At 58.1% G+C, this 19,962-nt stretch carries 26 protein-coding genes; 17 read left to right on the top strand and 9 right to left on the bottom strand.

Annotation, left to right across the window (positions count from 1 at the left end; translation table 11 throughout):
- Window positions 1-38: 38 nt before the first annotated feature.
- The 5 genes from meaB to ACR0JG_RS15235 all read left to right on the top strand — a co-directional run bounded on the left by meaB (window position 39) and on the right by ACR0JG_RS15235 (window position 4,053).
- Window positions 39-1,016 (top strand): methylmalonyl Co-A mutase-associated GTPase MeaB, encoded by a 978-nt coding sequence (gene meaB / locus ACR0JG_RS15255; protein ID WP_170663846.1) that lies wholly within the window; start codon window positions 39-41, stop codon window positions 1,014-1,016.
- Window positions 1,017-1,186: 170 nt separating this feature from the next.
- Window positions 1,187-2,380 carry a Hint domain-containing protein gene (locus tag ACR0JG_RS15250; protein ID WP_480570814.1) on the top strand — a complete coding sequence of 398 codons (1,194 nt, stop codon included), beginning with the start codon at window positions 1,187-1,189 and terminating at the stop codon, window positions 2,378-2,380.
- A gap of 119 nt (window positions 2,381-2,499) precedes the next feature.
- On the top strand, window positions 2,500-2,787 hold the full coding sequence (gene rpmB / locus ACR0JG_RS15245) for a 50S ribosomal protein L28 (RefSeq protein ID WP_008756960.1): 288 nt from the start codon (window positions 2,500-2,502) through the stop codon (window positions 2,785-2,787).
- A gap of 405 nt (window positions 2,788-3,192) precedes the next feature.
- A complete protein-coding gene (locus ACR0JG_RS15240; RefSeq protein ID WP_170397210.1) occupies window positions 3,193-3,543 on the top strand; it encodes a glycosyltransferase family protein in 351 nt (116 codons plus the stop codon).
- 45 nt (window positions 3,544-3,588) lie between these two features.
- Complete coding sequence (locus tag ACR0JG_RS15235; RefSeq protein ID WP_480570811.1) at window positions 3,589-4,053, top strand: copper chaperone PCu(A)C; 465 nt, start codon at window positions 3,589-3,591, stop codon at window positions 4,051-4,053.
- 68 nt (window positions 4,054-4,121) lie between these two features.
- On the opposite strand, the gene ACR0JG_RS15230 is transcribed toward ACR0JG_RS15235, so the two are convergent.
- Both ACR0JG_RS15230 and ACR0JG_RS15225 read right to left on the bottom strand, forming a co-directional pair.
- On the bottom strand, window positions 4,122-4,730 hold the full coding sequence (locus ACR0JG_RS15230) for a DUF308 domain-containing protein (protein WP_170511483.1): 609 nt from the start codon (window positions 4,728-4,730) through the stop codon (window positions 4,122-4,124).
- Window positions 4,731-4,791: 61 nt separating this feature from the next.
- Complete coding sequence (locus tag ACR0JG_RS15225) at window positions 4,792-5,490, bottom strand: NAD-dependent deacylase (RefSeq protein WP_480571131.1); 699 nt, start codon at window positions 5,488-5,490, stop codon at window positions 4,792-4,794.
- Window positions 5,491-5,518: 28 nt separating this feature from the next.
- Between ACR0JG_RS15225 and ACR0JG_RS15220 the strand changes: the two genes are divergently transcribed.
- Both ACR0JG_RS15220 and ACR0JG_RS15215 read left to right on the top strand, forming a co-directional pair.
- Window positions 5,519-5,968 carry a low molecular weight protein-tyrosine-phosphatase gene (locus ACR0JG_RS15220; RefSeq protein ID WP_170612177.1) on the top strand — a complete coding sequence of 150 codons (450 nt, stop codon included), beginning with the start codon at window positions 5,519-5,521 and terminating at the stop codon, window positions 5,966-5,968.
- 417 nt (window positions 5,969-6,385) lie between these two features.
- A complete protein-coding gene (locus ACR0JG_RS15215) occupies window positions 6,386-7,192 on the top strand; it encodes an FkbM family methyltransferase (RefSeq protein ID WP_170664615.1) in 807 nt (268 codons plus the stop codon).
- A gap of 106 nt (window positions 7,193-7,298) precedes the next feature.
- Here ACR0JG_RS15215 and ACR0JG_RS15210 read toward each other — a convergent pair whose 3' ends face one another.
- Window positions 7,299-8,240 carry a LysR family transcriptional regulator gene (locus ACR0JG_RS15210; RefSeq protein WP_170404783.1) on the bottom strand — a complete coding sequence of 314 codons (942 nt, stop codon included), beginning with the start codon at window positions 8,238-8,240 and terminating at the stop codon, window positions 7,299-7,301.
- Window positions 8,241-8,305: 65 nt separating this feature from the next.
- On the bottom strand, window positions 8,306-8,614 hold the full coding sequence (locus ACR0JG_RS15205) for a hypothetical protein (RefSeq protein WP_170404173.1): 309 nt from the start codon (window positions 8,612-8,614) through the stop codon (window positions 8,306-8,308).
- 244 nt (window positions 8,615-8,858) lie between these two features.
- Between ACR0JG_RS15205 and ACR0JG_RS15200 the strand changes: the two genes are divergently transcribed.
- Entirely contained in the window at window positions 8,859-9,413 is a 555-nt protein-coding gene (locus ACR0JG_RS15200; RefSeq protein ID WP_480570806.1) for an RNA ligase family protein, read from the top strand.
- Window positions 9,414-9,500: 87 nt separating this feature from the next.
- On the top strand, window positions 9,501-11,300 hold the full coding sequence (lepA, locus tag ACR0JG_RS15195) for a translation elongation factor 4 (protein ID WP_170397199.1): 1,800 nt from the start codon (window positions 9,501-9,503) through the stop codon (window positions 11,298-11,300).
- A 28-nt stretch (window positions 11,301-11,328) separates the two neighbouring features.
- Here the strand turns inward: lepA and ACR0JG_RS15190 are convergent, their stop codons facing one another.
- Entirely contained in the window at window positions 11,329-12,276 is a 948-nt protein-coding gene (locus ACR0JG_RS15190; protein WP_170564802.1) for an aldo/keto reductase, read from the bottom strand.
- A 187-nt stretch (window positions 12,277-12,463) separates the two neighbouring features.
- On the opposite strand from ACR0JG_RS15190, the gene ACR0JG_RS15185 reads away from it, so the two are divergent.
- Complete coding sequence (locus ACR0JG_RS15185; protein WP_170397195.1) at window positions 12,464-12,784, top strand: hypothetical protein; 321 nt, start codon at window positions 12,464-12,466, stop codon at window positions 12,782-12,784.
- A 130-nt stretch (window positions 12,785-12,914) separates the two neighbouring features.
- Window positions 12,915-13,364, top strand: a complete 450-nt coding sequence (locus ACR0JG_RS15180; RefSeq protein ID WP_480570803.1) for a hypothetical protein — start codon at window positions 12,915-12,917, stop codon at window positions 13,362-13,364.
- A gap of 82 nt (window positions 13,365-13,446) precedes the next feature.
- On the opposite strand, the gene ACR0JG_RS15175 is transcribed toward ACR0JG_RS15180, so the two are convergent.
- The 3 genes from ACR0JG_RS15175 to ACR0JG_RS15165 all read right to left on the bottom strand — a co-directional run bounded on the left by ACR0JG_RS15175 (window position 13,447) and on the right by ACR0JG_RS15165 (window position 15,282).
- Window positions 13,447-13,797, bottom strand: a complete 351-nt coding sequence (locus tag ACR0JG_RS15175; RefSeq protein ID WP_480570800.1) for a hypothetical protein — start codon at window positions 13,795-13,797, stop codon at window positions 13,447-13,449.
- 906 nt (window positions 13,798-14,703) lie between these two features.
- The gene (locus tag ACR0JG_RS15170) at window positions 14,704-14,841 is read right to left on the bottom strand and encodes an entericidin A/B family lipoprotein (RefSeq protein ID WP_010443271.1); all 138 of its coding nucleotides are present in this window, start codon (window positions 14,839-14,841) and stop codon (window positions 14,704-14,706) included.
- A gap of 99 nt (window positions 14,842-14,940) precedes the next feature.
- Entirely contained in the window at window positions 14,941-15,282 is a 342-nt protein-coding gene (locus ACR0JG_RS15165) for an ArsR/SmtB family transcription factor (protein WP_170397190.1), read from the bottom strand.
- 309 nt (window positions 15,283-15,591) lie between these two features.
- Here ACR0JG_RS15165 and ACR0JG_RS15160 point away from each other — a divergent pair, with 309 nt between their 5' ends.
- From ACR0JG_RS15160 to ACR0JG_RS15135, 6 genes are all read left to right on the top strand, one after another.
- On the top strand, window positions 15,592-16,224 hold the full coding sequence (locus tag ACR0JG_RS15160) for an ATP-dependent Clp protease proteolytic subunit (protein WP_039534073.1): 633 nt from the start codon (window positions 15,592-15,594) through the stop codon (window positions 16,222-16,224).
- 137 nt (window positions 16,225-16,361) lie between these two features.
- Window positions 16,362-17,627, top strand: a complete 1,266-nt coding sequence (gene clpX / locus ACR0JG_RS15155) for an ATP-dependent Clp protease ATP-binding subunit ClpX (RefSeq protein WP_170397188.1) — start codon at window positions 16,362-16,364, stop codon at window positions 17,625-17,627.
- Window positions 17,628-17,689: 62 nt separating this feature from the next.
- Window positions 17,690-18,052 carry a RidA family protein gene (locus ACR0JG_RS15150; protein WP_170597022.1) on the top strand — a complete coding sequence of 121 codons (363 nt, stop codon included), beginning with the start codon at window positions 17,690-17,692 and terminating at the stop codon, window positions 18,050-18,052.
- A 79-nt stretch (window positions 18,053-18,131) separates the two neighbouring features.
- Window positions 18,132-18,515, top strand: a complete 384-nt coding sequence (locus ACR0JG_RS15145) for an NADH:ubiquinone oxidoreductase subunit NDUFA12 (protein ID WP_480570796.1) — start codon at window positions 18,132-18,134, stop codon at window positions 18,513-18,515.
- Window positions 18,516-18,525: 10 nt separating this feature from the next.
- Window positions 18,526-18,978: an outer membrane lipid asymmetry maintenance protein MlaD gene (gene mlaD / locus ACR0JG_RS15140; protein WP_170397186.1), complete on the top strand. Its 453-nt coding sequence runs from the start codon at window positions 18,526-18,528 to the stop codon at window positions 18,976-18,978.
- A complete protein-coding gene (locus ACR0JG_RS15135; RefSeq protein WP_480570793.1) occupies window positions 18,975-19,334 on the top strand; it encodes a DUF2155 domain-containing protein in 360 nt (119 codons plus the stop codon). Before mlaD ends, ACR0JG_RS15135 begins: the two co-directional genes overlap by 4 nt.
- Here ACR0JG_RS15135 and aat read toward each other — a convergent pair.
- Window positions 19,298-19,930 carry a leucyl/phenylalanyl-tRNA--protein transferase gene (gene aat / locus ACR0JG_RS15130; RefSeq protein ID WP_480570791.1) on the bottom strand — a complete coding sequence of 211 codons (633 nt, stop codon included), beginning with the start codon at window positions 19,928-19,930 and terminating at the stop codon, window positions 19,298-19,300. The genes ACR0JG_RS15135 and aat overlap by 37 nt on opposite strands.
- Between the last annotated feature and the right edge of the window lie 32 nt (window positions 19,931-19,962).

Here is a 19,962-nt window from a genome sequence, read left to right as displayed (position 1 = left end):
CCCCTCATCTAGGGCAAATTCCAGCCGGGGACTTACCGATGAACATTGCCGAGCTTGGCGACAGGATCTTGAACGGAGAGCGCAGGGCATTGGCCCGTGCGATCACACTGGTCGAAAGCGGGCGTGAAGATCATCGGGCGCAGGCAACCGCGCTGCTGGATCAATTGAGCGGCGCCGGACGCCAGGCGTTGCGGATCGGCCTGTCGGGCACGCCGGGTGTGGGCAAATCGACCTTTATCGAAAGCTTCGGCATGATGCTGACGGGGCTGGGGCTGCGCGTTGCGGTTCTTGCAGTTGACCCCAGCTCGGCCCGTTCGGGGGGCTCGATCCTGGGCGACAAGACCCGCATGGAAAGGCTGAGCCGCGAGAAAAACGCCTTTATCCGCCCGTCCCCCAGCCAGAGCCATCTTGGTGGCGTGGCGCGCCGCACACGCGAAGCGATTGCACTTTGTGAGGCGGCTGGTTTTGACGTCGTGCTGATTGAAACCGTGGGTGTGGGCCAATCGGAAACCGTTGTGGCCGAGATGTCTGACTTGTTCCTGCTGCTGCTGGCCCCGGCGGGTGGAGATGAGTTGCAGGGCGTCAAGCGCGGCATCATGGAGATGGCCGACATGATCCTGATCAACAAGGCCGATGGCGACCTGAAAGCGACTGCAACCCGCACCTGCGCCGATTACGCGGGCGCGCTGCGTCTGCTGCGCAAACGTCCGCAGGACCCCGAAGGGTTTCCCAAGGCCATGACCGTTTCAGCGGTTGAAGAGCATGGGCTGGAACAGGCCTGGGACGAGATGCAGGCCCTGACAACCTGGCGGCGCGAAGCCGGGCATTGGGTATTGAACCGCGCCACACAGGCACAATACTGGTTCGAGCAAGAGGTACGCCACGCATTGCTTGCGCGTCTCGAAACGCCACAGATGCGCAGTCGGATGAGCGATCTTGGCGCTCAGGTCAGTGCGGGCCACCTCAGCCCATCGGCGGCGGCCGAGCAAATCCTCTCCGGGCTGTCCGACGCGTAACACTCTGGCGGTATGATGCGTGCGCGGCTGGTGCGCTGACCGCTAATCGTGTATTAAAGCTACATATATTGTTGTGTTTGAGTGTAAGTCACTGCGTTTGAACCGGGTTGAGAAAGGGCTTGGTCAGCTCGGATCGTGCCCGGATTCTCCGAGGAACGGGACACGTCAGAATGCCCAATATCAATGGTACCAACGGCGACGACGATATCGATGTCACAAATGACAGCGGTACTCTGAACGGAAACCCGGCGACGCCTCCGGTGACCGGTATCCGCGGCCGTGGCGGCGATGACGATATCACCATCACCAATAGCACCATTGCCAACAATGTCCTGGGCAATGCAGGCACCGACACGATCATTGTCACCAACAGTACGGTTGGCGGGCGCATCGCTAGCGGGTCCGATGCGGATACGGTTGATATCAGCGGGTCAACCGTCGGCGATATCCGGCTTGGTGCCGGTAATGACACGCTGAATTTCACCAGCACCACGGTGTCGGGTGACATTCGCGGCGGCAGCGGAACCGACACGCTGAACCTCCCTGAGGGCACTGTTATCACGGACGATACTTTCGGGGTGATTACGGTCGAAGACGGGGTTGGTTATTCAGTCTCTAGCGGCACATTTACCCTGCCTTCAGGCATCACCGTCACGTATTCAGCGTTCGAGAACGGGTCGGGTATGCCCTGTTTCACGCGCGATACATTGATCACGACACAGGATGGGCGATCCCTGATCCAGTCGTTGCGCACCGGTGATCTGGTCCACACACTTGGGCAGGGCCTACACCCGATCCGTTGGATCGGGCGGCGCGAATTTGATCGCTTCCAGCTTGAAGCCAACCCCAGACTCTGGCCTGTGCGTATCCTTGCAGGGGCATTGGGCGAGGGGCTGCCGCATCGCGATCTGCTGGTCTCGCGCCAGCATCGGATGCTGGTGCACTCAAAGATCGCCCAACGCATGTTCGGCACGACCGAGGTTCTGATTCCGGCCATCAAACTCACTGCAATGCCGGATATCTACATTGATGAAAGCGTGGAAAGCGTCGAGTATTACCACCTGCTGTTCGACCGCCATCAGGTGATCTTTGCCGAGGATGCGCCAACCGAAAGCCTCTATACCGGCCCCGAAGCGCTGAAAATGCTGAGCGCCGCGTCGCGTCGCGAGATATTCGAGATTTTTCCCGAACTGACAGACCTTGACTACCGCGCCGACCCGGCCCGCATGATCCCCGGCGGGCGGCTGCAAGCGCAGTTGATCACGCGGCATTTGAAGAATAACAAGCCGCTGTTGCGGATGTCCCCGATCTTGACCTCAAATGAATTCAACTCGGGTGCAAAGATTTCGCCGCAGCCGTCTTGACCCTTCGCGCGATTCCCACTAAACGCATCCAACCAGTTTTCGGGCGCGACTTCGGGTTGCGCCCCTTGTGATTTGGCCGCGGGTCTTGTACCCGGCCTCCAGAAACAAAGGAAGAAACCATGTCGCGCCGTTGCGAACTGACCGGAAAAGGCCCGATGACTGGCAACAATGTCAGCCACGCCAAAAACAGAACTCGTCGCCGTTTTCTGCCCAACCTGAACGACGTTACCCTGCAGTCGGAAACTCTGGGTCGTGGCGTCAAGCTGCGCATCTCGGCAGCTGCCCTGCGCTCGGTCGACCACCGCGGTGGTCTGGACGCGTTCCTGGCCAAAGCCAAGGATGACGAGCTGTCAGCGAACGCCCTGAAAGTGAAGAAAGAAATCGCCAAGGCGCAAGCCTCGGCCTAAGCGCTTTCTCACGCAAGAATTCAGCCCTGCACCCTGCGGTGTGGGGCTTTTCTTTTTTGCATTCGCTGCCCCTGTGCGAATGATTGTCTCTGAAATGGTAATAAAACGCCCCGCTTCGTGACGTTGTTCACAGAACGCCTGCTGAATATCGCATATGTTTATGCATATTCATGTTGAGGGGGTTACCATGTCACTCAAAGCAAAGAATTTTCTGTTTTTACTGCCACGATCAATTGCAAAAGCCGTGATCCGCTGCACCCGGATGCAGCGCCGGGTAAACCGACTGCATACAGGGATGAATGCCGAGGCGTTCAGGCCGCCGAAAAGCTGAGCTAGGCCATACTGTCTCAGCCACTGCTTTGCGCTTGAAGCCGGTTCAGTGGGCGGCGTATATACCAAGCTGACATGACAGGCTTTTTCCGCACATTTCTGCCTTATACGCTGTCCCTGATGGTGATCCTCACCGGGCAGGGACTGGCCGTGTCGCGGGGTATGGAGCGCGCGGTCGGGCAGATGGTTTTGTGCACCGGCAGCGGGCCGGTCGTCGTCTATATGGACGAAGACGGCCAACCGACCCGCGCACCGCAATACTGCCCTGACTATGCGCTCAACCTGCTGGGCGCGATCCATGAAGCCTCGGTTGCCGTACCTCCGGCTCCGTCGCGCGCGCTCCCCGCGCCGTCGCTCCTTTCCCAGCATCTGATTGCCGCGCCGCTGCCGCGACACCCAGCTCGTGCCCCGCCGGTTTCTGCCTGATTCCAGTTTCTAAATTCTATCAGACAGTTACCAAGGAGAGGCACAATGACCCTCAAATCCAGCCTGCTTGCAGTCCTGACTACCTTTTCGCTGACCGGTGCGGCGCTGGCTGCCGATACCATCTCGGTCGAAGACCCTTATGCACGGTCTTCGGGCAAAACCGCGAAGGCGGGTGCCGCCTTCATGATGATCCAGAATCAAAGCGATACCGATGACCGCCTGATCGGCGTGACCTCGGATGCGGCTGCCCGAGTGGAACTGCACACTCATAAGGTTGACGAAAACGGTGTCGCCAAGATGGTGCATGTGAAGGAAGGCTTCGCCATTCCGGCGGGCGAAACCCACATGCTGAAACGCGGCGGTGATCACGTCATGTTCATGGGCCTGACCGCGCCTTTCGAACAGGGCGGAACCGTTCCCGTCACTCTGATCTTCGAAAATGCTGGAGAGGTCGCGGTCGAGATCCCGGTCGATCTTGAGCGCCAGGACAAAGGCGGCCATTCGAACTAACGCCTGTCTTCAGGCTGTGGTACAGCCATCATCCATACGTCAGGCCGGGCAATGCCCGGCCTGTTGCGTCATCTGTTGACGGTTTTCATCCCCAATCGATCGCCCGCTTTTTTGAACCGTGCCGCCAGAAAGAACATCACCACCGCCGAGGTCAGCGCGAAGAAGGCAATTGCCCAGCCCAACGCCACCATGCCGCTGCCGGGCCAGAAGATCAGCACCAGCCCGACGATGAGTGCGAAGATACCTGAATTACGCACCGTTGCGCGCTCGGGGTCTTGTGGATGCATTTGCGGCAGCGCCATGAACGAGCCGATCGCAACGAACAGCGCCATCGCCCCCATGAGGGTGAAGGCCAGCCAGGCCACGCCCTGTGGCCAGATCAGCAACACCAAACCGATCAGCGCGGCACCGATCCCGACGCCTCCGATCAGCCCGCGCCGCCCAAAACCCAGCCAGGTCAGCGCGCCATCCAGAATCAGCAGCGCCCCTACCAATCGCAGCAATAATGAGATGCTGCTGGTCGGCCAGAACAGCGCTGCAATCCCGATCAGACCTGCGAGAATTCCACGCAGCAGAAAGGTCCACCACAGGCTGGCCAGATTGGTACTTAACGTATCGCGCGCGTCGATACTGCTGTCGTCAAGGATTTCTCCGTCTTTGGGCGGTAGATCGGTCATGTCACTCACTCGGGTTTGCGTTTTCTGCACCATAGACGGGAAGACGCGCCGCTGTCTGCCCCTATCGCGTGCTGCCTCGCGCCAACAGCTCTTCGACCCAGCGCGGTACTGCCTCCGAGGCTGGCCCCAGCCGGGTTTCATCAAAAATTCCGGCGGATGGCTCAAGGTTCAATTCGATCGTCCGCGCGCCCACGGCCCGCGCCTCTTGTACAAACCCTGCCGCCGGATAAACCTGCCCCGAGGTGCCGATCGAGGCGAACAGCGATGCTTCCATCAGATGGTCGTAGATCTCATCCATGAAATATGGCATCTCGCCGAACCATACGACGTCGGGCCGGGCCGAGGGCTGGTGACAGGACGGGCAGGGCTCACCCACATCCATTTCGGGTGGCGAAGCCCAACGATATCCGCACGCCGCACACAAAGCCCCAGCCAAGGTGCCATGCATATGGATCACATGCGCGGCCCCTCCTGCCTCGTGCAGGCTGTCGACATTCTGGGTGACAAGGATCACCTCTCCAGGCCAGCCCTGCTGCAACCGGGCCAGCGCCTGATGCGCCGCGTTGGGCTGCGCCGCGGCGGCCTGCACCCGGCGGGCATTGTAGAACTGATGCACCAGTGCCGGATTGCGGGCAAAACCTTCGGGCGTGGCCACATCCTCGATCCGGTGCTGCGCCCACAGGCCGCTTTCATCGCGGAACGTGCCCAGTCCGCTTTCGGCCGAAATCCCGGCGCCGGTCAGAATGACGATCTTTTCCATACCCGCCTCACGCGTTACACCCGTTCCCATGACACACCGTATCCTTTTCGTCTGCCTGGGCAATATCTGCCGCTCACCCGCTGCCGAGGGTGTGTTCCGCGCCCGGGCGCCGGGGCATATCACCGACAGCGCCGGAACCTCGGGCTGGCATATCGGCAGCCCGCCTTATGGCCCGATGCAAAAGGCCGCCCGCGCGCGTGATATCGACCTCAGCGACCTACGCGCGCGCCAGTTCGTGGCCGAGGATTTCAACCACTTCGACCTGATCATCGGAATGGACGCAGAAAACATCGCGAACATCGAAGATTTGCGCCCTGACGGCAACGACACCCCGGTCCGCCTGTTGACCGATTTCGCCCCCCATACCGGTGCCGACCATGTGCCTGACCCGTACTACACCCGGGATTTCGACGGCGTTCTGGACCTGATCGAAGAGGCCGTGGCGGGGCTGGATGCGCATGTACGGGCTCAGTGGTAGTTTTGCCTTGCGTATTCAATCAATCCAGAGCGACAGCATGTTTGAGCCCAAAACCAACGTTTATGCGGCCTCCGCAGGCTGCATCGCAATCAGCGACAGGGGTCAAACCATCCGCCTTCTAAGCGCATACCCTTGTGCCTATGCAGATAGTCGCATTAAGTGCATGGAATAGTAATCCGATCCCCAATGGTCATTTGATGGAATGATACCAATTCCTGATGCACGCACGAGGCTGTCATCAGCACACATAAATCTCCAAGCTCCAAGAGAGACTGCAGCCCGTTAATCCAACTGAGTTAGACATATGATCACAGGCACGATTAACCAGCTGAATACCCCAAAGGTTAGTGACAAAAAATGAATGACGAGCGCGCACTGTTCCTGCACGAAGTTCTGTCACCGGAAAGACTGACGCGGGTGGTGGATGTGGGTGCCAATCCTCTTGGCGCTACCCCATATTCAACCCTCCTGAAGAACCGCATATGCGATGTCTGGGGTTTCGAACCACAGCAAGATGCATTTGCACGGCTCTCTGAAGAGGGAGGAGAAAATGAAACCTATCTTCCTTATGCGATCGGCAGAGGAGGAAGTGAGCGCCTTCATGTTTGCAAGGGAAGTGGCTTCACTTCGCTATTCGAGCCCAACCCCGACTTCATCAGAGTTATGGGAAGGTGGCCCAGGCAAATGCGGGTCGAAGAAGTTGTACCAATAACCACCCATCGGCTGGACGACCTGAAAGAGCTGCCAGAGTTCGATCTGCTGAAGATTGACGTGCAGGGCGGAGAATTGGACGTATTCAGGAATGCGCGCGAAAAACTCAAGAATGCGGTCGCTGTGATATCCGAAATCGCCATGGTTCCGCTTTACAAGGGTCAGCCACTGCTTGACTCACAAATGAGCGAGTTGTCTGCGCAGGGATTTCATTTCCACAAGTTTCTTTTTCTAAAGTCTATGGCGGTCAAGACCCGTGCCTCGTCCCGCCTGAAGATGCGCGCTATGCGCAATCAGGCCATTGATGGCGACGCCGTGTTCCTGAAAAGGTTCTTCGCACTTGAGGACATACCGACAGAAAGCTTGAAACATCTTGCGATCCTGGCGGACGCAGTGTTTCAAAGCCCCGATGTCGCACTTATGGCTCTGGAAGTGCTGGCTGATCGCGACGTTGTCAAAGAGGCTGAACTGGACGCCTACGAGGCGTTAGTAGAAGCTGAATTCAGCAGGTAAGAACAGCCTTTATTCCGGACATACTAACGCTCATTAAACGTCTTTTGGTTTGCAGGACGGATCACGCATGGCTCAAATAAAAGAGCCTGGATGCTCACTTTCCGGTTCACCCCACCACCTTCAACTGACCAGCTAACCACGGCAATTGCGCAATCGCTGGATCAACGATCTGGCTGCGCATCAGGCGTCGGATCATGTCGGCCACCTCCTGCGGTACCTGATCGGACCAGTCGGTCCGTGTAAACAAGGAAATGGTGCGCGCGAATTCACCGAACGGGGCAGGGTGCGCCTCCATCCCGTCGTGGAAGCGGGCGGCGCGCATATAGCCCAGCGGCGTGGTGATCGCCCAGCCGAGGCCGCGCGCAACCATCGCCATCAGCGCGAGGTGTGAGCCGATTTCGAACCGTTCCTCGAACTCCAGCTGCTGCCGGGCCAGATGGCTTTCGATCTGACGGCTGATCAACTGCTCGCGGGCATAGCGCAGAAAGGGCAGATCCTGCACTGGTTGCGCAACGCCCTTAGGAGCGACCAGAATGAACGGATCCTGCACCAGCGGATATTCGACCACGCCCTCCAGCACCTCGCCAGAATGGGCCGAGACCGCCATGTGCAGGCGCTGCGCTTCCAGCTCGGCAAACAGGTCCAGGCTGGGCAGCGTGATCAGCTTGAATTTCGACCGGGTCAGACTGTCGGCCAGCAACGTCGCCAATCGCGGCGTCAGGTCGTTGTCGAAATCGTCGATCAAGCCGATGGACAGGGTGGTCAGATGCCCCAGATCCATCACTGCCAGTTCGCCTTGCGCCATCTGCAACTCGGCCAGCACTGCCTCGGCCCGCGCCAGGAAACTGCGGCCGGCCTGCGTCAGTCGCATCGGTCGCCGCCCGTGATCCACCAGATCGGTGCCCAAAGCCTTTTCCAGATTGCGCAACTGCTGGGAAACCGAGGGCTGGCTGAGCCCCGTGATCTCGGCCGCCTGCGCCACCGATCCGGTCCGCGCCAGCGCCTCGAACACTTCAAGGCCCCGCAGGGTCAGCCCTTTCATCACCATCGCACATACCTTTCGCTGCGCCATTTCTGAGGCGCAGCGGGCATCAGGTCAAGGATTGACAGGGCTCAGTTGCAGATCGCTTGCGCCATCTGGCCAAAGTTCTGATACCGATCCCACAGCGCATCATCGCGCGCGGTCTGCGACATCTTCAACTCCTGCGCCTGATGCGGGTTGGTGAACCACTTGGCGACGGTCTTCTGATCACTACGCGTCAGCGCCTGATCCGCCACGCGCTGAATACACCGGCACCGCGCCCGCGTCGCCGCTTCACGGTCTGATGCCAGACACGCCCGCTTGATCTGCGCCGCGTCCACTGTGTGGGCCACCGACGTCAGCGATGCCGCACAAAATGCGATTAAGAGGAACTGTTTCATACTCGAGCCTCGTTTTTTGCCTGCCCGGACGGGTCTTATGCCCCTCTCGGTCTGCGGCGGAGTATGAATCAAAGTGGATTCGGGATCAATTGGGTGGTTCGAAAAAGTGATTGCACGCGGCTGGGATGTCGCGTTTTCTGGCCAGACATTGTTTAAATCTCTTTCATGAGACCACTATGCTTAAGAAATACGGGCGCACTTCCATCTGCCGGAGTCTCCCGGGGCGACCAGCGATGATAAGATCATGTCCAGCGTTGATAAACTGGCTTCGGCTGATGAGGTCGTCTTCACCGAAAAACTGGACGGTGAGAATACAACGATTCATAGTCAGGGCTGCCACCCCCGCAGTATTGACGCGCGTTACCACCCGTCCCGAGATTGGATGAAGGCCTTCGCTACCGGAATTTCGCCACAGCTTGACGAAGATGAGCGCATAGTCGGTGAATATCTGTTTGCGCGCCACTCGATAGCGTACTCGGCGTTGCCGACTTATTTCCTGGGCTTCGCCTGGATCAAGGCAAAGCGCGTGCAATCGTGGGACGCGACGTTTTCACGCTTTCTCGAGCTGGGGATTGCTGCCGTTCCCGAACTCTATCGCGGACGGTTCTCTGTTAAGGTTCTGGCAGATGTGATCGCGGGCCTGGATCTGGATACTCAGGAGGGTTTTGTCGTTCGCACAACTGCAGCGTTTAACGAAGAAGACATGCCCACTCACCACGCGAAATACGTGCGCGAGGGTCACGTGCAGAGTGATACGCATTGGATGAACGCGGAGTTGGTCAAAAACAGGTTGCTCTGAACGGTCAGAGGCCTCGCAAACAAAGGGTTTCGCTGGGGCTTCGTCCCACCTTGACCACAGCCCATTTCCGACGCATATCCCCAACCCATGACAGACCTCGCTCATATCCGCAATTTCTCCATCGTCGCGCATATCGACCATGGCAAATCCACCCTTGCTGACCGGCTCATCCAAGAGACCGGAACGGTTAAGGATCGCGACATGAAGGAACAGCTGCTCGACAGCATGGATATCGAGCGTGAACGCGGCATCACCATCAAGGCCAACACGGTTCGCATCGACTATACCGCCGACAATGGCGAGGCTTATGTGCTGAACCTGATCGACACGCCCGGCCACGTGGACTTTGCCTATGAGGTCAGCCGGTCCATGCGTGCGGTCGAGGGCTCGCTGCTGGTCGTGGACTCGACCCAAGGGGTTGAGGCTCAGACGCTGGCGAATGTCTATCAGGCCATCGACGCCGATCATGAGATCGTGCCGGTGCTCAACAAGATCGACCTGCCAGCGTCCGATTGTGACCGCGTCGCGGAGCAGATTGAGGATGTGATCGGCATCGACGCGACCGACGCCATTCAGGTCAGTGCCAAGACGGGGCAGGGCATCCACGAAACACTTGAGGCCATTGTGCAGCAGCTGCCCGCGCCGCAGGGCAATCTCGACGCGCCGCTCAAGGCGATGCTGGTGGATTCATGGTACGACGCCTATCTCGGCGTCATCGTTCTGGTCCGCATCATGGACGGCACGCTGAAAAAGGGCATGCGGGTCAAGTTCATGTCGAACAACACCCTGCACCATGTCGACCGCGTTGGTGTCTTCCGGCCCGAGATGGAGATGGTCGACTCGCTTGGCCCCGGTGAGATCGGCTTTCTCACCGCCTCAATCAAACAGGTCCGCGACACCCGCGTCGGCGACACCATCACCAATGACCGCAACGGCACCGAAGAGGCCCTGACGGGATTCAAACCCGCGCAGCCGGTGGTGTTCTGCGGCCTCTTCCCCGTCGACAGTTCCGAATTCGAAGACCTGCGCGATGCGATCGACAAGCTGGCGCTGAACGACGCCAGCTTCAGCTTTGAAATGGAAACCTCGGCCGCGCTTGGCTTTGGCTTCCGCTGCGGCTTCCTTGGCCTGCTGCACCTTGAGGTCATCCGAGACCGCATCGAACGCGAATATGATATCGAGCTCATCACCACCGCGCCGTCGGTGATCTATCACGTCTACATGAAAGACGGCGAGATGATCGAGCTGCACAACCCCGCCGACATGCCTGATCCGTCCAAGGTCGACCATATCGAGGAACCGCGCATCAAGGCGACCATTCTGGTTCCGGATGAATACCTCGGCGACGTGCTGAAACTCTGCCAAGACCGCCGCGGCATCCAGCTGGACCTGACCTATGCCGGCACCCGCGCCATGGTCGTCTATGACCTGCCGCTGAACGAAGTCGTCTTTGACTTCTACGACCGCCTGAAATCGGTGACCAAGGGCTATGCCTCGTTCGACTACCAGATGACCGGCTACACCGAGGACAATCTGGTCAAGATGTCGGTGCTGGTGAATGACGAACCGGTCGACGCGCTGTCGACCATGGTTCACCGCGACCGGGCCGAGATGCGGGGCCGTGCAATGTGCGAAAAGCTCAAGGACCTGATCCCGCGCCACATGTTCAAAATCCCGATCCAGGCCGCCATCGGAGGCAAGGTCATCGCCCGCGAGACCCTCTCGGCCTTGCGCAAGGACGTGACCGCCAAATGCTACGGAGGCGACGCCACGCGGAAACGCAAACTGCTGGACAAGCAGAAGGCGGGTAAGAAGAAGATGCGCCAGTTCGGGAAAGTGGATATCCCGCAGGAGGCGTTTATTTCAGCGTTGAAGATGGACAGCTAAGGCTGTCCTTCCTCTCCGTTGATCGGTTCTATACGGCCTCAGGATCAGCGTCACTCTGACCAAGTTCCGCGAGTTCACTCCAAACCGCTCTTGGGATATCCCAATCCGCCCATTCGAGTGTTTGTCTCATATGCTGTGGCCAAGTCACTCCACACACCGTTGACGCAATTTTTGCGTCCCGCATCGAGAATTGCAGCGCTAAGGCGCCTAAGGGCACGTCATAGCGGGCACAGATTTCCTCAACCGCGCGCACGGGTGCGAGCGTTTCTTCTGTTGCTGGCCGATAGACGTAGAAATGATGGATTGCGCTGCCTCTGGCCAAGATTCCGCCGGCGTAAGGCGCTGCGTTCAACACCGTAACGTCCTTCGAGTTGGCCAGTTCGATCAGCGGCGCCGCATTCATGTTTACAAGCGTGTGCCGGTTGTGAGTCATCACCACGTCGAAATCCCGTTCGCGCAGCATTGGCATCAACACATCCAACTGCCCGCCCGCCAGACCAACTGCAGTTGCCAATCCTTCCTCTTTAATTTTGAATAATTCGTCCAGCGCACCTCCGCTGCGGGTAATCTCAGTTACGTCACCAGCGTATTCCGGGTCGTGCAGATGAAGGATGTCCACGCGATCTACCTCAAGAGCCTTGAGGCTTTGTTCAAAGGACCGCCGCGCTTGGGCGGCGTCGAAAACATTCGTTTCCATGTCACGGTCTACTTTTGTGGACAGAACGCGGCCCTTCGGCCAGCCACCGAGTTCACGGATGACACTCCCGATGCGCTCCTCGCTACGCCCCAACGCATAGCCTCGGGCGGTGTCGATAAACCCGTCGGGCCGGGCAAGTATGGCACGTATGGTCTCGTGCGCCCTATTCTCATCAACTTCGTAACCGTAAATCTGTGGAATGTTGCCTATACCGGTTGATCCAAAGCCAATTCGTGGGATTCGCACTCCGGTTTGACCTATTTCGCAAAGTGTTGTCATTGCACCCCTCCCCAGTCGCATATGAATAATTGAATTTTGAACAGGTCGACCCATCACTGCAAGTTCGGGGGCAAAAAAACACAAGAAGAAAAGCGAGAATGGAACCTGAAACTGTGACCCACCTCACAGCCCTAAATCAGCCCATCTGCTACAGTTGACCTAACGGCAACCTTTGCAGGAGGCCCTTATGTCTACATCGCTTGTTCCCCTTATCGCTTTTGGATCAGCAGGCCTTTATTCCGTTGCCATGATCGCGATGAAGTTCTGGTGGAAACTCCCCGGCGTGGGTCTTGGTCTACTGATCGTCGCGACCCTGCTGGCCGGGGCCACGCTCGAACTCGCCGCTCTGCGCGAGGAACGGCTGGGCATCATCTATACCGGCATTCTTGGGGCCGAAGTGGTTCTGATCGCCATCGCCTCATTCTTTCTGTTCGGCGAGAACTTCTCGTATCGCGAGGCGGCAGGTATCGGTCTGGTCATCCTCGGCACTGCGCTGGCCTGGGCCTGACGCAAACATTACCGGTTCATGAAGTTTCCCTTAGGTAAGTTGTAACCGGCGCACCTCCGCCCAATCTGTATCCCACAGCAAGGATGTTCGCTTTTGAACTCCAAAGGGTCGCTTTCAGGAGGAGATTCTCATGACCAGATACATGACTGCCGGAGCCGCCGCTCTGGCCACGTCCCTCGCCCTCGGAACCGCAGCACTGGCCGATACCACACCGGATCTGCGCGGCACGTGGTTGGGAAGTTATACGACCGTGCAGCCCAGCCATTATTACAAGGGGGATCAGCCCCGCTTTAATCAGGCCGAATGGATGCTCGACGTCCAGATGCAGGAAGACAATGTCTTCTGGGGGCCCAGCAAGTGGCGTCGGGATGGCGACACTGAATGGAATGAATACGAGGCCACCGGAACCATCAGCCTCGATGGGTCTGGCTCGATCGGCATCGTTGAAACATCCCCGCTGGTGATTGGCGCCAATGCGTTGATCGATGCGCGGTACGAGGACGGCAAGATCTTTGCCGATTTCCGTAGCCTGCGAAACGGAACGACCTACAGCACAGTTCTGGAACGTCAGGTGAACTGAAGCGTTTCCGGCCCGATCGGATGTTAAAGGGGGTTAATGCCGCTGAGATTTGTGACTGCGGCAGGAGTAGTAGGTACCCCGTTCAGGTCGGAGCGCTTCTCATAAACAACAGTCTCCACAGGGAGGCGACGGGCCGGGCGGCGATCTCGCCGCCCGCGACAGGGTCCAGACCCCCGCGTTTGAGAATGCGGCGTTCCTCGGCACGGGTCATCTGGATCTCGCGGACCTTCAGCGCGGCGTCGCGCGCGGTGAGGTAAGAACCGTCCGGCCCAGGTTCCATCCCCGGAATACCACGCCCCTTCGACCACCACCCGCGCACCCCGCTGAGCGGGTGTTTGCGTCCGATGGTGTCATCATCCATTAACTCCCAAATCCGCTGCGCCTCGTTCATCGACACCAGTGCGGCGATCGGTTTGCCATAACGGGTCAGCACGATCACTTGCCGGGGGTCTTGCGACAAGGTGGCCAGTTCGCCCAAACGGGCGCGAGCTTGAGAAATGGTCAGGCGCATAGGCGAATCTCCGGTTGTACGATTCGAAAGATTGGGGGCTTGAGTGTTGTACAACTCGGACAATACCCCCCTAATTCAGCGCGCGGGACCTTCGCAGGTGCAGAAACCAAGCGAATTCTGGCCGGCGATCCATATTTGACTTTTTCCATCCCCAAGCCCGCGCGATGACGCGAATTCTCGGGTTATCCACATGGCTCTCCCGGCGGATATCAACAGCTTATCCCCGTCTAATTTTTATGCTGCAGTGCTATTTTCTTGCCGGATCATGACGCTGATGTAACAGTCTGGTTACTGCTTCTGATCTTCGGAACAGGGGCGGGACGCAAGGGCCAAGGGGGCCACGGCAGCTAAGGCGGATTTTAGGATTTGTTTTTAGTTGCAATGGCTTACCGGTGGTGGAGCAAGTGATCTGGGCTTCGGTTCGGGTTAGATGCTCAGCCTATCAGAAGGTCCGCGCGGACTGCGACGCGACATAGCGCGTGTGGCAGTGGCCAAAGTCCCTTCGGGGGCCGAGGCAACTGGACCGGGAAGCCCCTCGGGCGGAACGGACCGGCAAGGCGTCAGGAGTGTCCGCAAGGATGCATGCAAAGACCGCGTCTGAGCACCTGACGCCTTTTCCTTTTTGAGAACCCAAGGTTCATACAGGCTACCACGCACCACCCTCCGGACCAGAACGGGGTTCTTTCGCTTGCGCAAAAGAACCCCGTCAGAGTGTCAGAAATGCAATGCCGCGTCTATGCACCTGTACCGGCACACTACTCGGGTTGGGTCGGTGTGGCAACTACATATTGCGGGTAAGCGTTGCCTGAACGCAACATCCCGTCACGATCAGATGTTTTCCTGAACGTCCTCGGCCGCGTTCTGGATGGCATCTCCGGCGTTTTCGATATCTTTGCCAGCGCCCTTTGCGGTTTCGCATGCGGTCAAGGTGAACAGGGCCAGGCCAATCAGAATTGCGCGGATCATAGGTTGCTCCATAAGTGCTTGTTTCGAATTGACTAGCAGCTTTCCCGGGCCATAGCTACAGGTTTTGCATGGCCGATTTCGAAGGGCTAAAAACTAGACTCAGGTCGCATCCTGAGCGCAAAACAGTTCGTACACCACTTCCAGTATTCGGGCTGGTCGATCATCTGCCAGCCGGTAGTATATCGCCTTGCCTTCGCGACGAGGAACAACCAGCCCCTCAAGTCTGAGCCGCGACAGTTGCTGAGAAACGGCGGCTTGGCGGGCCGATAGCAATTGTTCCAGTTCAGTAACGGATTTCTCGCCCGAGACGAGGTGACACAGGATCATCAAACGCCCTTCGTGGCTTATGGCTTTCAGAAAGTTCGACGCGCGCGTTGCGTTTTCAACCATCCGGTCAAGGTCGCCGGGTGACATATCCTCGGTCATTTGCGGAAAAGCCATGATCGTATTCCCTCGTTAGTGCCGCCGAATCCCGACGCCTGACCGGCGCCGCATCCGCAGCGAGAACTCTTGGTACAATTTCCAGGCATGTATTTCCATATGCATGGATCAAAATAGCGTGATGTAACCAGCACGTTTCCGCGCAATCCGTCAACCGACCTGTAGCGGCGTGTGCATTCGGGTCGTGCAGGTAGACGGAATTCGTGGGAACGTTCGGCCCCCCTTGCAGCCCCCCTGTGGCGGCACTAAGACTCGGGTAACTACTCTTCGGGTAATGTCCCGATCCATCGCAAAACAGGCAGGTTCCGAATGTTCGATCCAGTTGATACATATATGAACACACTCGTCCCCATGGTCGTCGAGCAGACCAGCCGGGGCGAGCGCGCATACGACATCTTCTCGCGCCTTCTGAAAGAGCGGATTATTTTCATTAACGGCCCGATCCATGACGGCATGAGCCATCTGGTGGTCGCGCAGTTGCTGCACCTTGAGGCGGAAAACCCGAACAAGGAAATCTCGATCTACATCAATTCGCCCGGCGGCGTGGTGACCAGCGGTTTGTCGATTTACGATACAATGCAGTATATCAAGCCGAAATGTTCCACATTGGTAATCGGTCAGGCGGCCTCGATGGGTTCGGTATTGCTGGCCGGCGGAGAGAAGGGAATGCGCTTTTCGCTGCCCAACAGCCGGATCATGGTGCACCAGCCTAGCGGCGGCTATCAGGGCCAGGCCAGCGATATTATGATCCACGCGGCCGAGACGCAAAAGCTGAAAGATCGCCTGTATGACATCTATGTACGCCATACCGGGCAGACCAAAAAGGCGGTTGAAAAGGCGCTGGATCGTGACAACTTTATGAGCCCGGAAGAAGCCAAGGATTGGGGCCATATCGACGAGATCGTCGAGAACCGCGCCAAGATGGATGGTGACGAAGACTAAGTTCAAAACCGCGCGCGTCCGGCGTGAGGATTGATTTTGAGATTGTAGCTGCCAGAACGCTGGCCTAAGCTGCAGGCAATGACGGCAAACGCGACCCCTTGGATGGGGTCGCCGAGACGGAGCCCGAGGGGTAAAGCATGGCGACGAATTCAGGCGGTGACGGCAAGAACACGCTCTATTGCAGCTTTTGCGGCAAAAGCCAGCATGAGGTGCGTAAGCTGATCGCGGGCCCGACCGTATTCATCTGTGATGAGTGTGTTGAACTCTGCATGGATATTATCCGTGAAGAGACCAAAGCCAGTGGCCTGAAATCCTCGGACGGTGTGCCGACGCCCAAGGATATCTGCGAGGTTCTGGACGATTACGTGATCGGTCAGGCCACTGCCAAACGGGTTCTGTCGGTTGCCGTGCACAACCATTACAAACGTCTGAACCATGCCCAGAAAGCGGGAAGCGATATTGAGTTGGCCAAGTCCAACATTTTGCTGATCGGTCCCACCGGCTGCGGTAAAACTCTGCTGGCGCAAACGCTGGCACGGATTCTGGATGTACCGTTCACTATGGCGGACGCAACCACGCTGACCGAGGCCGGTTACGTGGGTGAGGATGTCGAGAACATCATCCTCAAACTGCTGCAGGCCAGCGAATACAATGTCGAGCGCGCTCAGCGCGGCATCGTCTATATTGACGAGGTCGACAAAATCACCCGCAAGTCTGAAAACCCTTCGATCACGCGCGACGTGTCGGGTGAGGGTGTTCAGCAGGCCCTGCTGAAACTGATGGAAGGCACCGTGGCCAGCGTTCCGCCGCAAGGTGGCCGCAAGCATCCGCAGCAGGAATTCCTGCAGGTGGATACCACGAACATCCTGTTCATCTGTGGCGGTGCATTCGCCGGACTAGACAAGATCATTGCACAGCGTGGCAAAGGCTCGGCCATGGGCTTTGGTGCCGACGTGCGTGACAATGACGAGCGCGGCGTGGGCGAGATCTTCAAGGATCTGGAACCCGAAGACCTGCTGAAATTTGGCCTGATCCCCGAATTCGTCGGCCGTTTGCCGGTTCTGGCGACGCTGGAAGATCTGGACGAAGACGCTTTGGTCACCATCCTGACCAGCCCGAAGAACGCTCTGGTCAAGCAATACCAGCGGTTGTTTGAGTTGGAAGATGCGGAACTGGCCTTTACCGATGATGCGCTGAAGGCGATCGCCAAGAAAGCGATCGAGCGCAAGACTGGTGCGCGCGGTCTGCGTTCTATCCTGGAAGACATCCTGCTGGATACAATGTTCGAACTGCCGGGCATGAAGAACGTGACCGAAGTTGTGGTCAACGAAGAGGCTGTGACGTCGGACTCTCAGCCTTTGATCATCTACGCAGACGCAGCGGAATCGGCTTCGGCGGGTTGAACCGCATAGATTAATGCACACACGGCGCGGCAATGTCCGCGCCGTTTTCGTTTGAGGACACGATGACAGTAAGACGTATCTCTTCGGGTGGTGAGTTTGAAGCCAAGGTTGGCTATTGCCGCGCGGTTGTCGCGGGTGGTTGGGTTCATGTTTCGGGAACTGTTGGGCAAGGTGAAACGGTCGTGGAGCAATGCCGCTCGGCGCTGTCTATCATCGAAAACGCGCTGGCCGAGGCGGGTGCTTCATTCTCTGATGTCGTGCGCATCACTTATATGCTGCCGGATCGAACCGAATTTGAACCTTGCTGGCCCATTCTGGCCAAAACCTTTGGTGCGAACCCTCCTGCAGCGACGATGATCGAATGCGGATTGATCGATCCGAAATACCGGATTGAAATTGAAGTCACCGCTATCCTGCCGGAATGACGCAGGTAGCGCTGGCAGTACTGGACCTTAGCGTGCCTTTGGTCCATATCTTCTGGGACAGAAATGCCGGAGGCAGCCGATGGGAATCCTGAACAGTCTTTTGCGGGCCGTGACCTGGTGGAACGGGGCCACCCTGAACACGCAGTTCTACACTGCGCGCAAGGGGATCAAGGTCGGTGAGGACGACGAGGGCAACGTGTTCTATCGCAATGCCGACGACAGCAAGCGCTGGGTGATTTTCAATGGCGAAGCCGAGGCCAGCCGGATCGATCCCGATTGGCATGGCTGGCTGCACCGCACATGGGATGAACCGCCAACCGATAAACCTCTGGCGCACAAGTCCTGGCAAAAACCGCATCAGGAGAATCTGACCGGCACCGCGCTGGCCTATGCACCTGCCGGTTCTCTGCGTCGTGCCGATCCGGTTGAACGTAGCGATTACGAGGCGTGGAGCCCGGAATAAGCGAGGCCAGATGTCTACTCATACGAAGACCGAAGTTATCGTCGGCGGTGCCGTGCTGGCCTGCGCCATTGCGTTCGGTGTCTACGCCAGCCAATCCACAGGCTTGTCTCAATCCGGCGCAGGATACGAGCTGGGCGCGTCTTTCCGCTCGCTCGAAGGTGTGGGCGTTGGTACGGATGTACGCCTTGCCGGGGTCAAGATTGGGACGGTGACCGGCGTTACGCTAAACTCTGATACGTACCGTGCGGACACCCGATTTTCCGTGGCAGATGGTATTCTTATTCCAGACGATAGCGCCGCTGTGATTTCTTCCGAAGGCTTGCTGGGTGGCAACTTTGTTGAGGTTATGCCGGGCGGTTCCCCGTTCTATTTTGAGGCGGGTGATGAGATTACCGATACGCAAGGCGCGGTCAGCCTGATCTCGTTGCTGGTCAAATTCGTGGCCGGGGACGGAAGCGAATGATCCGCGCTGCACTGGTGGCTCTGATAGTCACCGCAACCGGAGCTGCTGCGCAGCAAAAGGTCGAATCCGGCCCCGGCGCAATGTTGCGCGGGTTGGACAAGGTCAACGGGCAGACGGTGGACATCGAAATGCAGAACGGCGAGACCACGTCGGTCTTTGGTCTGGATGTCGCGCTGGGTGATTGTCGCTATCCAGCCGAAAACCCGACAGGTGACGCCTTTGCCTATCTGACCATCTGGGAACAGGGTAAGGCGCAGCAGCTGTTTGATGGCTGGATGATTGCGACCTCACCCGCGCTGAACGCGTTGGATCACGCCCGCTACGATGTCTGGGTGATCCGTTGTATCACACCCTGAGGGGCCTGTTGCAGATCAGTGGTGAAATCTGCTTTCAGGTCAAGCGCTTGTTTCAATTCGCTATGATAAACCGCACGCGGGATCTCGATCGCGCCCAACGAGGCCAGATGCGCCGTCAGAAACTGCGTATCGAACAGCGTGAACCCGGTTTGGCGCAGTCGATCCACCAGATAGGCAAGTGCAATCTTCGATGCGTCAGTGCGACGCGAGAACATGCTTTCGCCAAAAAAGGCCGCTCCGAGGACTACACCGTAAACGCCGCCAATCAGTGAAGCGCCGTCCCAGACTTCGAGGGAATGCGCGCGGCCGGTCCGGTGTAGTTCCTGATACAGACGGCGCAGTTCGGGATTGATCCAAGTATCCGATCGGTCGGCGCAGCCATCCACGACGCTCGCAAAATCGCGATTGATGCTTACCGAAAACCCACAGGTCCGGATACGCCGCGCTAGGCTGCGGGAGATGTGGAACCCATCCAGTGGGAACACGCCGCGAAACTTCGGGTCGACCCAGAACAACTCGGGGTCGTCGCGATGCTCGGCCATCGGAAAAATGCCTATGGAATAGCCATGGAGCAGAAGTTCAGGGGAAAGGCTCATGCCGGGTGCCTCGGGGCCGAAGGGGGTTTGTC

Source organism: Ruegeria sp. AD5 (genome assembly GCF_056542345.1).
This window is presented reverse-complemented; position numbering and strand designations above follow the sequence as displayed.

Excerpts from the sequence above, each read along its gene's own strand:
- meaB (WP_170663846.1), top strand. The coding sequence starts at position 39 with ATGAACATTGCCGAGCTTGGCGACAGGATCTTGAACGGAGAGCGCAGG.
- ACR0JG_RS15250 (WP_480570814.1), top strand. The coding sequence starts at position 1,187 with ATGCCCAATATCAATGGTACCAACGGCGACGACGATATCGATGTCACA.
- rpmB (WP_008756960.1), top strand. The coding sequence starts at position 2,500 with ATGTCGCGCCGTTGCGAACTGACCGGAAAAGGCCCGATGACTGGCAAC.
- ACR0JG_RS15240 (WP_170397210.1), top strand. The coding sequence starts at position 3,193 with ATGACAGGCTTTTTCCGCACATTTCTGCCTTATACGCTGTCCCTGATG.
- ACR0JG_RS15235 (WP_480570811.1), top strand. The coding sequence starts at position 3,589 with ATGACCCTCAAATCCAGCCTGCTTGCAGTCCTGACTACCTTTTCGCTG.
- ACR0JG_RS15230 (WP_170511483.1), bottom strand. The coding sequence starts at position 4,730 with ATGACCGATCTACCGCCCAAAGACGGAGAAATCCTTGACGACAGCAGT.
- ACR0JG_RS15225 (WP_480571131.1), bottom strand. The coding sequence starts at position 5,490 with ATGGAAAAGATCGTCATTCTGACCGGCGCCGGGATTTCGGCCGAAAGC.
- ACR0JG_RS15220 (WP_170612177.1), top strand. The coding sequence starts at position 5,519 with ATGACACACCGTATCCTTTTCGTCTGCCTGGGCAATATCTGCCGCTCA.
- ACR0JG_RS15210 (WP_170404783.1), bottom strand. The coding sequence starts at position 8,240 with ATGGTGATGAAAGGGCTGACCCTGCGGGGCCTTGAAGTGTTCGAGGCG.
- ACR0JG_RS15205 (WP_170404173.1), bottom strand. The coding sequence starts at position 8,614 with ATGAAACAGTTCCTCTTAATCGCATTTTGTGCGGCATCGCTGACGTCG.
- ACR0JG_RS15200 (WP_480570806.1), top strand. The coding sequence starts at position 8,859 with ATGTCCAGCGTTGATAAACTGGCTTCGGCTGATGAGGTCGTCTTCACC.
- lepA (WP_170397199.1), top strand. The coding sequence starts at position 9,501 with ATGACAGACCTCGCTCATATCCGCAATTTCTCCATCGTCGCGCATATC.
- ACR0JG_RS15190 (WP_170564802.1), bottom strand. The coding sequence starts at position 12,276 with ATGACAACACTTTGCGAAATAGGTCAAACCGGAGTGCGAATCCCACGA.
- ACR0JG_RS15185 (WP_170397195.1), top strand. The coding sequence starts at position 12,464 with ATGTCTACATCGCTTGTTCCCCTTATCGCTTTTGGATCAGCAGGCCTT.
- ACR0JG_RS15180 (WP_480570803.1), top strand. The coding sequence starts at position 12,915 with ATGACCAGATACATGACTGCCGGAGCCGCCGCTCTGGCCACGTCCCTC.
- ACR0JG_RS15170 (WP_010443271.1), bottom strand. The coding sequence starts at position 14,841 with ATGATCCGCGCAATTCTGATTGGCCTGGCCCTGTTCACCTTGACCGCA.
- ACR0JG_RS15165 (WP_170397190.1), bottom strand. The coding sequence starts at position 15,282 with ATGGCTTTTCCGCAAATGACCGAGGATATGTCACCCGGCGACCTTGAC.
- ACR0JG_RS15160 (WP_039534073.1), top strand. The coding sequence starts at position 15,592 with ATGTTCGATCCAGTTGATACATATATGAACACACTCGTCCCCATGGTC.
- clpX (WP_170397188.1), top strand. The coding sequence starts at position 16,362 with ATGGCGACGAATTCAGGCGGTGACGGCAAGAACACGCTCTATTGCAGC.
- ACR0JG_RS15150 (WP_170597022.1), top strand. The coding sequence starts at position 17,690 with ATGACAGTAAGACGTATCTCTTCGGGTGGTGAGTTTGAAGCCAAGGTT.
- ACR0JG_RS15145 (WP_480570796.1), top strand. The coding sequence starts at position 18,132 with ATGGGAATCCTGAACAGTCTTTTGCGGGCCGTGACCTGGTGGAACGGG.
- mlaD (WP_170397186.1), top strand. The coding sequence starts at position 18,526 with ATGTCTACTCATACGAAGACCGAAGTTATCGTCGGCGGTGCCGTGCTG.
- ACR0JG_RS15135 (WP_480570793.1), top strand. The coding sequence starts at position 18,975 with ATGATCCGCGCTGCACTGGTGGCTCTGATAGTCACCGCAACCGGAGCT.
- aat (WP_480570791.1), bottom strand. The coding sequence starts at position 19,930 with ATGAGCCTTTCCCCTGAACTTCTGCTCCATGGCTATTCCATAGGCATT.